The 12,937-nt window shown below is 70.1% G+C and carries 15 protein-coding genes; 9 read left to right on the top strand and 6 right to left on the bottom strand.

Going from position 1 to position 12,937, the window contains the following annotated elements; all coding sequences use genetic code 11:
• Window position 1 precedes the first annotated feature (1 nt).
• The gene (locus QMG73_RS02010) at window positions 2-1,171 is read left to right on the top strand and encodes a glycosyltransferase family 4 protein (protein WP_281891996.1); all 1,170 of its coding nucleotides are present in this window, start codon (window positions 2-4) and stop codon (window positions 1,169-1,171) included.
• On the opposite strand, the gene QMG73_RS02005 is transcribed toward QMG73_RS02010, so the two are convergent.
• The 4 genes from QMG73_RS02005 to QMG73_RS01990 are packed head-to-tail and all read right to left on the bottom strand — an operon-like array spanning window position 1,168 to window position 4,150.
• Window positions 1,168-1,881: a CDP-alcohol phosphatidyltransferase family protein gene (locus tag QMG73_RS02005; protein ID WP_281891995.1), complete on the bottom strand. Its 714-nt coding sequence runs from the start codon at window positions 1,879-1,881 to the stop codon at window positions 1,168-1,170. The genes QMG73_RS02010 and QMG73_RS02005 overlap by 4 nt on opposite strands.
• Window positions 1,859-2,923, bottom strand: coding sequence for an iron-containing alcohol dehydrogenase family protein (locus QMG73_RS02000; protein ID WP_281891994.1), 1,065 nt, complete (start codon window positions 2,921-2,923; stop codon window positions 1,859-1,861). Before QMG73_RS02000 ends, QMG73_RS02005 begins: the two co-directional genes overlap by 23 nt.
• Entirely contained in the window at window positions 2,911-3,642 is a 732-nt protein-coding gene (locus QMG73_RS01995) for a phosphocholine cytidylyltransferase family protein (protein ID WP_281891992.1), read from the bottom strand. Before QMG73_RS01995 ends, QMG73_RS02000 begins: the two co-directional genes overlap by 13 nt.
• A gap of 58 nt (window positions 3,643-3,700) precedes the next feature.
• Window positions 3,701-4,150, bottom strand: a complete 450-nt coding sequence (locus QMG73_RS01990) for an NUDIX hydrolase (RefSeq protein ID WP_281891990.1) — start codon at window positions 4,148-4,150, stop codon at window positions 3,701-3,703.
• Window positions 4,151-4,202: 52 nt separating this feature from the next.
• On the opposite strand from QMG73_RS01990, the gene QMG73_RS01985 reads away from it, so the two are divergent.
• Both QMG73_RS01985 and corA read left to right on the top strand, forming a co-directional pair.
• Window positions 4,203-5,297: an aminotransferase-like domain-containing protein gene (locus tag QMG73_RS01985; protein WP_281891989.1), complete on the top strand. Its 1,095-nt coding sequence runs from the start codon at window positions 4,203-4,205 to the stop codon at window positions 5,295-5,297.
• Between the two features lie 182 nt (window positions 5,298-5,479).
• Window positions 5,480-6,601: a magnesium/cobalt transporter CorA gene (corA, locus tag QMG73_RS01980; RefSeq protein ID WP_281891988.1), complete on the top strand. Its 1,122-nt coding sequence runs from the start codon at window positions 5,480-5,482 to the stop codon at window positions 6,599-6,601.
• Between the two features lie 27 nt (window positions 6,602-6,628).
• Here corA and QMG73_RS01975 read toward each other — a convergent pair whose 3' ends face one another.
• Complete coding sequence (locus QMG73_RS01975) at window positions 6,629-6,871, bottom strand: hypothetical protein (protein ID WP_281891986.1); 243 nt, start codon at window positions 6,869-6,871, stop codon at window positions 6,629-6,631.
• Window positions 6,872-7,220: 349 nt separating this feature from the next.
• On the opposite strand from QMG73_RS01975, the gene QMG73_RS01970 reads away from it, so the two are divergent.
• Together QMG73_RS01970 and QMG73_RS01965 are read left to right on the top strand one after the other, a co-directional pair.
• A complete protein-coding gene (locus QMG73_RS01970; RefSeq protein ID WP_281891985.1) occupies window positions 7,221-7,751 on the top strand; it encodes a peptidylprolyl isomerase in 531 nt (176 codons plus the stop codon).
• 16 nt (window positions 7,752-7,767) lie between these two features.
• Entirely contained in the window at window positions 7,768-8,676 is a 909-nt protein-coding gene (locus tag QMG73_RS01965; RefSeq protein ID WP_281891984.1) for a rhomboid family intramembrane serine protease, read from the top strand.
• On the opposite strand, the gene QMG73_RS01960 is transcribed toward QMG73_RS01965, so the two are convergent.
• The gene (locus QMG73_RS01960) at window positions 8,635-9,036 is read right to left on the bottom strand and encodes a PH domain-containing protein (protein WP_281891983.1); all 402 of its coding nucleotides are present in this window, start codon (window positions 9,034-9,036) and stop codon (window positions 8,635-8,637) included. The genes QMG73_RS01965 and QMG73_RS01960 overlap by 42 nt on opposite strands.
• A 67-nt stretch (window positions 9,037-9,103) precedes the next feature.
• Between QMG73_RS01960 and QMG73_RS01955 the strand changes: the two genes are divergently transcribed.
• The 4 genes from QMG73_RS01955 to QMG73_RS01940 all read left to right on the top strand — a co-directional run bounded on the left by QMG73_RS01955 (window position 9,104) and on the right by QMG73_RS01940 (window position 12,899).
• Window positions 9,104-10,237 (top strand): acetyl-CoA C-acyltransferase, encoded by a 1,134-nt coding sequence (locus QMG73_RS01955; RefSeq protein WP_281891981.1) that lies wholly within the window; start codon window positions 9,104-9,106, stop codon window positions 10,235-10,237.
• Between the two features lie 38 nt (window positions 10,238-10,275).
• Complete coding sequence (locus QMG73_RS01950; RefSeq protein ID WP_281891980.1) at window positions 10,276-10,770, top strand: hypothetical protein; 495 nt, start codon at window positions 10,276-10,278, stop codon at window positions 10,768-10,770.
• 100 nt (window positions 10,771-10,870) lie between these two features.
• On the top strand, window positions 10,871-11,551 hold the full coding sequence (locus QMG73_RS01945; protein ID WP_281891979.1) for a response regulator transcription factor: 681 nt from the start codon (window positions 10,871-10,873) through the stop codon (window positions 11,549-11,551).
• Complete coding sequence (locus tag QMG73_RS01940) at window positions 11,544-12,899, top strand: sensor histidine kinase (RefSeq protein ID WP_309299417.1); 1,356 nt, start codon at window positions 11,544-11,546, stop codon at window positions 12,897-12,899. Before QMG73_RS01945 ends, QMG73_RS01940 begins: the two co-directional genes overlap by 8 nt.
• Window positions 12,900-12,937 lie beyond the last annotated feature (38 nt).

Genomic DNA, 12,937 nt, shown 5'->3' with positions numbered 1-12,937 from the left:
CGTGAAAGTGGTGGTCGCGCACAACCGCTACCGCGAGGCTCAGCCCTCGGGGGAAAACATCATCGTCGATCAGGAGATCGGCCAGCTCGCCGCGGCGGGCGTGACGGTGGTGCCGTTCCTGCGCAGCTCCGACGCGATCGCCAACCTGCCGCTGGCCGGCAAGGCGCTGCTGCCGATCTCGCCGATCTACGCGCCGAGCGCCCAGCGCGACCTGGCCGAGCTGCTCCGGCTGGAGCGGCCCGACGTGCTGCACCTGCACAACCCGTACCCGCTGCTGTCGCCCTGGGTGGTGCGCACCGCACACAAGTTCGGCGTGCCGGTGGTGCAGACCGTCCACAACTACCGCCAGGTGTGCTCGTCCGGCCTGTACTTCCGGGATGGCGGCATCTGCAAGGACTGCCGGGGCCGCTTCGTCGGCGTCCCGGCCGTGGTGCACAAGTGCTACCGCGGGTCACGGGTGCAGAGCGCCCTGATGGCGACCACGCTCGCCGTGCATCGGCCCACGTGGCGCTCCGTCGACCGGTACATCGCGTTGACCGAGGGCATCGCCGAGCACCTGCACGACTACGGCATCCCGGCCGATCGGATCGTGGTCAAGCCCAACGGGATACCCGATCCGGGTGCCCCCGCGCCGCTCGGTGACGGGTTCCTCTTCCTCGGCCGCCTCTCGCCGGAAAAGGGCGTCGGCCTGCTGCTCGACGCCTGGCAGCGGCACACCGACGGCTCGCTGGGCACGCTGCGGATCGCGGGCGACGGCGAGCTGCGCCCGCTGGTCGAGGCCGCTGCCGCCGCGCGCACCGACGTGGAGTTTCTCGGCCCTCTCGATCGTGACGGCGTCCGCGCGGCACTTCGCTCCACGGCCGTCGTGATGGCCACCTCGACCTGGCACGACGTGCTGCCCACGGTGGTGCTCGAGGCGCTGTCGTCAGGGCGGCCGGTGCTTGGCACCGCGCTCGGCGGCATTCCTTATCTGGTCGGCGACGCCGGTTGGGTGGTGCCCGCCGAGGCGGGCGCGCTGGCCTCCGCGCTGCCAGCAGCGCGCGACGGCGCCGCCACGCTGGCGCCGATGGCGAGGTCGCGCTACGAGCGCACGTTCCACCCCGACGTGCTCGTCCGCCGTCTGATCGAGGTGTACGCCGACATGCGCCCCGCCCGAGCGGAGATCCGTTAGCGCAGGGCCTTCCGAGCCGAGAACCCGATGCTCGCCAGCAGGAACCCTCCGTTGACGAGGGTGAACGCGGCGATCAGCCACACCGACAAGGCCGGCGCCACCAGCAGCACGAGGGCCGCCACGAAGATCACCGCTCCATAGTCGCGGATCAGCTTCACTAGCCGTACGGGCAGCGAGCGCGACGGCACCATGCTCTCGGCGTTCGGGCCGGACTGCATGACCGAGGTGACCAGGTTGACCATCCAGGTGCCGGCGAACGCGGACACCAGCCACGCCGGCGTCGACGGCCGCTGCGCCACGGCGGTCGCCGACAGCGCGGTGACCAGGGCGATCTGGGCCGCCACGTCGCACAGTACGTCGACCCGGGCGCCCGCCGAGCTGGTGCGCCCGGTGACCCGGGCCAGCTGGCCGTCGGCGCAGTCCAACGCGTACGCCACCTGCCAGCCCACCAGTGCGATCAGGCCGACGAGCCAGGCCGGTACCCGATCATCCGCGACCGGCTCGGCCAGAGCGACCACCGCGATCGAGGTGCCGAGCCCGAGCACCAGGTTGGCGAGGGTGAGCGCCGTGGGCGCGACCCCGAGCCGCTCCGCCGCCACCGCGAACCGCGCGCCGATCCGCTGGCTGATGGCCTCGCTGAAGAGGCCGCCGCCGCGGTTGACCCGGTAGAAATCGCCCGCGCCGGGCCTAGTGACGGTCGCCGACTGCATCGACGTAGTCTGCCAGCCGGGCGCGGATCTCGTCCTTCTCCATCGCCAGGTGTTCCAAGATCGTGTACCGGTCGGGCCGGGTGGACGGCGCGTGCGCGACAACATCCACGAAGTCGTCGTCGGAGATGCCCAGGTCGGCCGGCGCCGTGGCCAGCCCGTGCCGGAGCAGGGCGGCCCTGAGGCTGGTGAAGCCGGCCGTGTCGCCGCGCAGGAACGTGCAGAAGAGCGCGCCGAGCCCGACCTGCTCGCCGTGCGACGCCGTGCAGGGCAGCAGCAGGTCGATGGCGTGCGAGATCTCGTGGCAGCTGCCGCTGGCGGGACGGCTCGACCCGCAGATCGACATCGCCAGGCCACCCATGATCAGCGTCTCGGCCAGCGTGGTCAGGAAGCCGTCGTCGGTGATCGTGCCGGGGTGGTTGAGCAGGGCCTCCGCGCTGGTGCGGGCGAGCGCCACGGAGAGCCCGTCGATCGGCTCGCCGCGCACCTGGTGGGCGAGCTCCCAGTCGGCGACCGCGTTGATGTTGCTGAGCGCGTCACCGATGCCGGCCTGGGTCTGCCGGTCGGGACCGTTTTCGACGAAGTCGAGGTCGACGACCACCGCGATCGGGATGTGCACGCCATAGGAGCCGCGCCCGCCGTCGTGATCGAGCGAGGCGACCGGTGACGCGATGCCGTCGTTCGCGAGGCTTGTCGCCACGGTCACCATCGGGATGGCGTACCGGGAGGCCGCGTACTTGGCGGTGTCGATGGTCTTACCGCCGCCGATGCCGACGACCGCGTCGTACGAGCGCTGGCGCAGCTTGTTGCCTAGCTCCAGGGCTGAGTCGAGGGTGCCGCCGCTGACCGTGAACAGGTCGGCGCGGCCGAGCCCGGGGCGGATCAGCTCAGCGATCTTCTCGCCCTGGCCGGGGCCGATCACCACCGCCACGTCACCGCCACCGGAGATGCGCCGGTCGGCGAGCAGCGCACCGAGCTCGGCGACGGCGCCCCGGCGTACCTCGATGGCGAGCGGAGTGTTGACGGTACGGGCTAGTAGCGGCATGCGATCTCCCGTGCCCGGGCGAGGTCGTCGTGGTTGTCCACCTCGACCCAATCGACCGAGCCGATGGTGGCGGCACGTACCTCACCGCCACGGCTGGCGTACTCCTGGTACCCATCCTCGTAGTAGAGGTTGGGGTCGCGCTGCCAGGTGGCTTCGAGCGCGTCGGCGAGCCCGGCGGCGGCGTGCGGCTCGATCAGCGTGGCACCGATGTACTCGCCGAACGCCTCGGCCGGATCCATCAGCTTGGTGATCTTCGTGAGCTGGCCACTGTCGTCGAAGACGGTCTTCATCTCCTCGTCGGCCAGCTTCTTGACGTTGTCGATGGCCAGCAGGACGCTCGGGCCACGCTGGGCGAGCAGCGTCTTCTCGATGCTGGACGGGTGCACGGTGTCGCCGTTGACGAGCAGCGCCCCCTGGGCGAAGTGCTCGCGGGCCAGCCACAGCGAGTACGCGTTGTTCCACTCCTCGGCCTTGTCGTTGTGCACGAGGGTGAGCCGTACGCCGTACTTGTCCTGCAGGGCCGCCTGGCGGGACTCGACCGCCTCGGCGCGGTACCCGACAACCACGGTGACGTCCCTGAGTCCCACCTCGGCGAGGTTGCGCAGCGCGATGTCGAAGATCGTGGTCTCACCGTCGACCGGCACCAGGGCCTTGGGGAGCGTGTCCGTGTACGGGCGCAGTCTCCGCCCGGCGCCGGCGGCCAGTACCAAGCCGATCATGTGCCGATCCTTTCGAGGGGTCCTTATACCGAGGGGTCGGGGTGAGGATAGCCGTGCGTCACAGCCCGATGGCATGGAGCGCCGCGAAGCCGTCTTCCGCGATGGTCCTGATCAGGCCGTCGTTGACGTCTCGGTGCTCGTCGAGTACCTCGATCTCACTCTCCGTGAGCCAGCGGAACTCGGTGTGCTTGCCGGCCTCCAGTTGGGGCCTGGCCAGATCGCCGTCGACGCGTACGAGGTAGTCGGTCTCCACGCGCTGGATGCCGTCGTTGCCGGTGTAGGTGTACTCGCCGATGAGACCGATGACGACGGACACGCGCCAGCCGGTTTCCTCCTGAACTTCCCGATACAGGGCTTCTTCGAGCGTCTCGCCTGATTCGACGTGACCGCCCACGATGTCCCACGTATCGGGGAACAGCCGCCGATCGGGTGACCGGCGCTGGATGAAAATTCGACCGTCGTCATCGACGATCAAGGCTCCCGCGCAGCGCAGGGGTTCTGTGGCCACCCGTTGAATCTAGTCACCTGCCTGTGCAAGGGACACCGTACGCTGGACAACCATGACCACCGAGCAGTTGATCTCTTTCGCCCGTGGCGCGCCTTCGCTGGACATCGTGGATGTCGAGGGCCTCAAGGCCGCGGCCGTCCGCGCCTTCGACGCCGACCCCGCCGGCATCACCGCCTACGGGACGTCCGTCGGCTACCCGCCCCTCCGAAAGTGGATCGCTGACAAGCACGGCGTCTCGGCCGACCAGGTACTCGTCACCAACGGCTCGCTCCAGGCCGACGCGTTCCTGTTCGACTACCTGGTACAGAGTGGCGACGCGGTGGTCGTCGAGCGCCCGACGTACGACCGGACGCTGCTCAACCTGCGGAACAAGGGTGGCCAGGTTCACCAGGTGACCATCCAGCCGGACGGCGTCGACACCGATGAGCTGCGCAAGCTGCTCGAATCGGGAGTCCGCCCCAAGCTGGCGCACATCATCCCGAACTACCAGAATCCGGCCGGCGTCACGCTCTCCCTGGAGAAGCGGCGGGCGCTGCTCGACCTGGCAGCTGAGTACGGCTTCACGATCTTCGAAGACGACCCGTACGCGGACATCCGCTTCCGTGGCGAGGCGCTGCCCTCGATGCTCTCCATGGACGACAAGGGCGTCGTGGTGCACGCCTCCAGCTTCACCAAGACGGTCTGCCCCGGTGTCCGGGTCGGATACCTGGTCGGCCCCGCCGCGCTGATCGCCGACATCGCGAAGCGGGCGACCAACCTCTACATCTCGCCCGGCATGGTCGCCCAGGCGATCGTGCACCAGTTCTGCGTCTCCGGCGACATCGACCGCTCGATCCAGACCGTGAGCGCCGCGTTGGGCGAGCGGGCCAGCCTGCTGGCGACCGCGCTGCGCCAGCACATCCCCGGCGTTCGCTTCACCGAGCCCGACGGCGGCTACTTCCTGTGGATCGAGCTGCCCGAAGGCATCTCGGCCGACAAGGTCTTCGCGGCGGCCGCCGAGCGTGGCGTGGCCGTGGTCAAGGGCAGCGATTTCGTGCTCGAAGGCGGCGAGGGCGCGCTGCGCCTGGCCTTCTCCGCGGTGACGGTCGACCAGATCGAAGAGGGTGTACGCAGGCTCGCCGCAGCTGTCGAGGCGGTGCGCGGCTGAGATCTTGTGTCGGATTTCCGACAATGCGCCAGCCTCAGGGGTCACGGGTTCCCCTGCGGCTGGCGTCCGGATCACAATGCAGCCAGCAATCCCCCGCCCCCTTGGCGCCGGGTGGGCCGCTCGCACCCCACCCCCCGACTGCGGCCGGTCCGCCCGGCGCCAGCCCGCTTAGGCTTATGCACATGGCGGACCAGCGTCCCATCGCTCGCACGTGGACGGCGCCCATGCGGCGCGCCATGACCCGCATGCTCAGCCCCACCGACAACGGCCGGCGTCCGGCACATCCGGAGTCGCCCGAACGCAGCGCGATCGTCGACTGCGCCCTGTACGTCGACGGTGAGCGCCAGTCCGGCGAGTGGCAGTACGCCGACGCCCTGACCGAGGCACGCCAGCAGCGGCAGCGCAACGCGTTCGTCTGGCTGGGTCTGCACGAGCCCACCCAGGCCGAGATGGCCGGCATCGCCGAGACCTACGGCCTGCACGAACTGGTCGTCGAAGACGCGGTCAAGGCCGAGCAGCGGCCCAAGCTGGAGCGGTTCGGAGACGTCAGCTCGCTGGTCCTGCGTACCGCCCGGTACGTCGGGAAGGGCGAGGTCACCGAGACCTCCGAGGTCGTCGAGACCGGCCAGGTGATGCTGTTGATCGGGCCCGGATTCGTGATCTCCGTGCGGCACGGCGACGCCTGCCGGCTCTCGCCGGTGCGGGCCGACCTGGAGAAGAAGCAGGATCTGCTGGCTCAAGGGCCGTGGTCGGTGGCGTACGCGGTCACCGACCGGGTGGTCGACCTGTACGTCGAGGTCGCCGACCAGGTCGAGGTCGACCTCGACGCTCTTGAGGCCGAGGTGTTCTCGCGCAGCTCACACAGCCGCATCCAGCGGATCTACCAGATGAAGCGGGAGCTCGTGGAGTTCAAGCGGGCGGTCGTGCCGCTCCAGCGGCCGCTGCTCACGCTCACCGCCCAGGTCAACCGGGAGGTGCCCAAGGAGATCCGGCGGTACTTCCGGGACGTCCAGGACCACCTCACCCGCACCGTCGAGCAGATCAACTCGTATGACGACCTGCTCAACTCGGTACTCCAGGCGCGGCTGGCCCAGGTGACCGTCGACCAGAACAACGACATGCGGAAGATCGCGGCCTGGGCCGGTATCGCGGCCGTCTGGACCGCCATCGCGGGTATTTACGGCATGAACTTCACGCACATGCCGGAGCTGAACTGGACGTACGGGTACCCGGTCGTACTGGCCGTGATGCTCGGCATCTCCCTCGTCCTGTACCGCTTCTTCCGCCGCCGCGGCTGGCTCTAGACCAGCCGCAGCGGCGCCCGCCCCTACCTACGGGCGGCTGTTGCGCGACGTCTCCACCGCGGTGTCGGCGGGTGTCGGCGACGTCGTGGCGTCGGTCGCCGAGTACAGCACGTCGTCCGGCGCGTCAGCCGGCGACTCGAGCGCCTGAGTGGGGTCGTACTCCTCCCACTCGTGCTGCCGGCGACGGCGCTTCACCAGTGCGCCCACCGCGCCGACAGCGGCACCGGCTGCGAGCAGCCCGGCGAGCATCGGCCAACGCTTACGCGACATTCGCGACTCCTTTTTCTTGTTTATCGCTGTGAGATTCTTCGCCTTCGCACGGCGGGCCGCGTCACCGGCTTGCCGGGCGTTCGCCGCCGCGGCGGCCGCCAGCGGCCCGAGGGTCTCGCCCATCCCGGTGGCGGCGTGCGTGGCAGCCTGCCGGAAGTGATCAAAGCTTTCACCCAGCTCGGCCCGTGCGATCTGACCGTGTGTCCTGCGCCGTAGTCCCAAGCTGAACACCGCGTCCCCTCCTTCGGTGTGGCTCCTCCGCCATCCTGCACCTTCGGATACCTCCGAAGTGTCGGAACTGGGCACATGGGAGGATCGCCAGATACTGACCAACGACCGAGGAGTACCCGTGGCTGACGCTCTATACGCCACTCTGCACACCAATCACGGTGACATCCGGCTGGAGCTTTTCCCGAACCACGCGCCGAAGACCGTCCGCAACTTCGTGGAACTGGCCGAGGGCACCAAGCCGTACACCGACCCGCGCACCGGCCAGCCGGGCAGTGGGCCGTACTACGACGGCACGCTCTCGCACCGGGTGATCAGTGGCTTCATGGTCCAGATGGGCGACCCGACCGGCACCGGTCGCGGTGGACCCGGGTTCACGTTCGAAGACGAGTTCCACCCGGAGCTCAGCTTCGACCGGCCGTACCTGCTCGCGATGGCGAACGCCGGGCCCGGCACCAACGGCTCGCAGTTCTTCATCACGGTGGGCCCGACCCCGCACCTGAACCGGCGGCACACGATCTTCGGCCAGGTGGCCGACGAGGCATCCGCCAAGGTCGTCGACTCCATCGCCAACACCCGCACCGCGCCCGGTGACCGGCCCATCCAGGACGTCATCATCGAGCGCGTGGAGATCCAGCGCACCGGCGCCTGACAGGTACCTTTGCTCCATGAGTGATACTCCCGTGACTGTGCCGGTCTGCTACCGCCACCCGTCCCGGGAGACGTATGTCCGGTGTGTGCGATGTGACCGACCCATCTGCCCGGACTGCATGCGCGCAGCCTCCGTCGGCCATCAGTGCCCGGAGTGCGTAGCGGAGGGACGCCGGACCCAGCGGTCGGCGCGCACCGCCTTCGGTGGCGGTGCCGCCGGCCGCGAGGGGTACGTCACCAAGGCGCTCCTCGGCATCAACGTGATCGTGATGCTGATCTCCACCGCCATCGGTGGTATCCAGGCACTGGTCGGGGGCGGCATCGGTGGTCTCATGGGTAGCAGCAACGCGCTGACCCGGTGGGGCTCGGTCATCGGATACGCCCCGTACACCGCGTTCGACCCGACGTGGCACGGTATCGCTGCCGGCGAGGTGTACCGCCTGTTCACGGCGATGTTCATCCAGTACGGCATCGCGCACCTGTTGATGAACATGTGGGCGCTGTGGATCCTGGGGCGCCCGCTGGAGGCGGTGCTCGGGCCGGTGCGCTTCGCCGCGCTGTACCTGATCGCCGGGCTGGGCGGCAACGTCGCGGTCTACATCTTCTCCGCGCCCAACCAGGAGACGGCGGGCGCCTCGGGCGCGATCTTCGGGCTGTTCGCGGCGCTGTTCGTGATCATGCGAAAGCTGGGCCGCGACACGTCCGCCGTGATCCCCATCCTGGTGATCAACCTGGTCTTCACCTTCACCGTGCCCGGCATCTCGATCGCCGGCCACCTCGGCGGCATGGTCTTCGGCGGCATCGTGGCCGTGATCCTCGCCTACGCCCCGCGCACCGCCCGCACGGCTGTACAGGTCGGCGGCTGCGCCGCGGTAGTGGTCCTGCTAGCGGTGGCCGCTCTGGTCCGCACAGCCGCCCTCCTCTAAGAGGCGGGACAGCGTCGCTGCCACCTCGGACGGTGGGGTGCCCAGGTCGGACTCGGAGAACACGAGGATCTGGTCGCCGGCGTCGATCTCCAGGGTCTCCGAGCGCATTCCGAGACGCGGCCGGGTGTCGACGCGTACCCCCTCGATCTGCGACCAGGCCAGCCGGCGACGGCCGGCGAGACCCGTGACCACCGTTACGCCCTCAGGGTCGGCGGCGACCCGCACCTTCGCGATCAGGTCGCGCGCCGCCCAGCCGGCGAGCCCGGCGGCGACCACCGCGGCCAGCACCAGTCGCACCACGTCGCCGTCATCGAAGAGCAGCCCGACGGCCAGCACACCGACCGCGGCGGTGAGCTTCACGATCGGGATTTTGGGGGGCACGCGCCAGCTACAGGCATCCACCTACTCCAGAGTAGTGTCGGTGAATATGAGAGACGCGGTCATCGTCGGCGCCGTGCGCACCCCGGTCGGCCGGCGCAAGGGCGGCCTGGCCGGCATCCATCCCGTCGACCTGTCGGCACATGTGCTGCGCGCGCTCGCCGAGCGCAGTGGGCTCGACCCGGCCGACGTGGACGACGTCGTGTGGGGCTGCGTCTCGCAGGTGGGCGAGCAGTCGTGGAACGTCGGGCGCAACGCCGTGCTCGGCGCGGGCTGGCCCGAGTCGGTGCCGGGCACCACGCTCGATCGCCAGTGCGGCTCCAGCCAGCAGGCCCTGCACTTCGCGGCCGCTACCGTGCTCGCTGGCCAGGCTGATCTGGTCGTGGCCGGTGGCGTGGAGTCGATGACACGGGTGCCAATGGGGTCGAGCGCGGCCGGGGCGTGGCCGTTCGGTGAGGGGATCCGGGAGCGGTACGGCGATCAGGGGTTCAGCCAGGGCGTCGGCGCGGAGATGATCGCGGAGCGGTGGGGCTTTTCGCGGGCTCGGCTCGACGAGTACTCGCTCGCCAGCCACGAGAAGGCGGCGGCCGCGCAGGACGCGGGCGCGTTCAAGGAGGAGATCGCGCCGATCGGCGGGGTCGACGCCGATGAGGGCGTGCGTCGCGACACCTCGTTGGCGAAGCTGGGCGAGCTGGCGACGCCGTTCAAGCCGGACGGCGTGGTGACGGCCGGCTCCGCGTCGCAGATCTCCGACGGCGCCGCCGCCCTCGCGGTCACCACGTCGGAGTGGGCGCGCGGGCGCGGCCTGCGGCCACTGGCCCGCATTCACACCGCGGTCGTCGCGGCCGACGACCCGGTCATCATGCTGACGGCACCGATTCCGGCCACGGCAAAGGCATTGCGCCGCGCGGGGCTGGGCATCGAGGAAATCGGCGTGTACGAGGTGAATGAGGCATTCGCACCTGTACCGCTGGCGTGGCTGGCCGAAACCGAGGCGGATCCCGATCGCCTCAACCCTCGCGGCGGCGCGATCGCGTTGGGGCATCCGCTCGGCGGCTCCGGCGCCCGCATCATGACGACGATGCTGCAACACATGCGTGACAACGACATCCGTTACGGCTTGCAGACGATGTGCGAGGGCGGCGGCATGGCAAACGCGACGATCGTGGAACTTCTGCGGTAACCCGCGACATATCCCGTTAGCACGTCGTTAAACGCGGCATGGACGTCTTCTCACGAACGTTCTTGCCTGCAGCCGCCGAGGCCGGGGTCGCCATCCCGACCGTGAGCCGTCACATGCCGGTTTTTCGCCGCTGTGTGGAAGCCGACGACGCGACCGTACTCGTCAGCCGTTGCCTACGGCCTGACCGTCCGATGCACGGCGAGTTCCTGCTGCTGTTGACCTACCGCCGCCTGGTGGTAACGCAGGAAACTCGCATGCTGCACCGCTTGCGGCTGCACCTGAACACCGAACTGCGACACCTCAGCAACGTCACCTGGAACCCGGACCCGCGCCTCTCCGCGGTCGAGCTCGCCGCCACCGCCGTCGACGGCGTACGCGAGCGGTTCTGGATCAAGACTGGTCACCCGAAGCAGGTCTGGCACCTGGACGCACTGCTCAGCCACGCCTTCCGTCCCCGGTCGATGGCGCAGCGCGTTCACGAGGCACCGCGAGTCCAGGCGCCGATGGCGCCGCCCGTGCCGGCTGCCGCCTGACGCGGTCGGGGAGCGTCCTGCCGCAAGGACGCTCCCCGACGCGAAAACCCAAACCTGATCCGAACATCGGAAGCGCCGTCATGCGGGCATCATGGTGCCCGTGAACCCCGCGAAGGGCCTGGTCCTCGTGGTCGAGGACGAGCGGTCGATCGCCGATCTGGTCCGCATGTACCTGGTCCGCGAGGGCTTCGGCGTGCACGTGGAGCGGGACGGTGAGGCCGGTCTCGCGGCCGCGCGGCGGCTCCGGCCCGTCGCGTGCGTACTCGACATCGCCCTGCCGGGAATCGACGGCACGGAGATCTGCCGGCGGTTGCGCGAAGGTGGCGACTGGACACCCGTCATCTTCCTGACCGCCCGCGACGACGAGGTGGACCGGATCGTCGGCCTCGAACTGGGCGCCGACGACTACGTCACCAAGCCGTTCAGCCCGCGAGAACTGGTTGCCCGCATCCGCGCCGTGCTGCGCCGTACAGCCGGTACTCCCGAGGAGCGGCCGCACACCGTCGGTCCGGTCACGCTCGACCCCGGCCGTCGAACGGTCACAGTGGACGGTGCGCCGGTGCGGCTGACGTCGACCGAGTTCGACCTGCTGGCGCGCTTGATGGGGCGACCCGGTCGGGTGTTCACGCGCGAGGAGTTGCTGGCGAGCGTATGGGGATACGGCGCGCAGGCCGGTACCCGCACGGTCGACGTACACGTGGCGCAGGTGCGGGCCAAGCTCGGCGACGGTGCGGCCGTACTCCGCACGCACCGGGGCGTCGGGTACGCGGCCGATGCGTAGGACAGGCACGCTCACCGCTCGCGCGATCCTCTCCGGCTGCGCGGTGGCGGTCGTGTCCGTGTTGGTGACCGTGCTGATCTCGGTACCCGTCACGGTGCGCTCGGTGGACCGCGACGCCCGCCAAGCGCTGGTGGCGCAGGCACGGCTCACCGCCGAGGTGCTCCGCCCGCGGCTCGACCGGGGCCGCACCGCCGACGAGGAACGGGTCATCCGCCAACTGCGCAACCAGGGCATCGACGCGTACCTGATCCGTGCCGGAGTGGCCGACCGGCCCGGCCTGCCGTCACAGGTGGTCGACCGCGTGGCCGCCGGCCGGAACTTCAACGGACGGCGGGTCGTCGCCGGTGAGAGGTCCATTGTGGTCGGTCGAGCGCTGCCGGGCGGAAACGGCGTGGTGCTGGCTCAGCCGGCGGCCAAGGGGATCTGGTTCCGGGTACTGCGCGGCCTGTGGCTGCCACTGCTCGCCGGCCTCATGGCGGGGGCTGTCGCCGGCGCGCTCCTCGCCCGCCGGCTGGCGCGCCCGATCCGCAACGCCGCCGCCGCGGCGGCCCGGCTGCGCGCGGGCGACCGGGGTGTCCGGGTACCGGTCGAGCCCCCGCAGGAGGCGGCCGATCTGGCGTACGCGCTCAACGATCTCGCCGCCGCGCTGGCCACCAGCGAGGGGCGGCAGCGGGAGTTCCTGCTGTCCGTCTCGCACGAGCTGCGCACGCCGCTGACCGCGATCAGCGGGTACGCCGAGGCGCTGGCCGACGGTGTGGTGGGCGCCGATGGGGCACAGCGGACGGGGCAGACCATGCTGGCCGAGGCGCGGCACCTGGACCGGCTCGTCGGCGACCTCCTGGCGTTGGCCCGGCTGGAGGCGGCCGACTTCCCCCTGCATCCGGTCCCCGTCGACCTGGCAGCCCTGGTACGGGACGCCGCCGAGTCGTGGCGCCCCCGATGCGAAGCCGCCGGCATCGATCTGAGGGTGGAGCTTCTCGACGGGGATGTTCCGGTGCACACCGATCCGGGGCGGATCCGGCAGGTCGTGGACGGGCTGCTGGAGAACGCCCTGCGCGTACTGCCCGCGGGTGCCCCGCTCGTGGTGGCCGCGCGGGCGCCGGGGGTGGTGGAGGTGCGCGACGGCGGTCCCGGCTTCACCGACGAGGATCTGGCGATCGCGTTCGAGCGCGGCGCGCTGCGGCAACGCTACGAAGGGGTACGGAAGGTGGGCAGCGGCCTCGGGTTGGCGCTGGCGGCGGGACTGGTACGCCGGCTGGGCGGCACGATCGAGGCTGGGCACGCGCCCGAAGGTGGGGCCCGATTCACGGTCACGCTGCCCTCTTACGAAACCCGTACATCGGCTTGACGGTGCGCTCGTGCCGCTCGCCGAGTCTGGGGGCTCCC

The sequence above is a fragment of the Phytohabitans aurantiacus genome (assembly GCF_027923225.1).
Classification (GTDB): Bacteria; Actinomycetota; Actinomycetes; order Mycobacteriales; family Micromonosporaceae; genus Phytohabitans; species Phytohabitans aurantiacus.
Note: the sequence above shows the minus strand (reverse complement) of the source record. Positions and strands in the feature narration are given on the sequence as shown.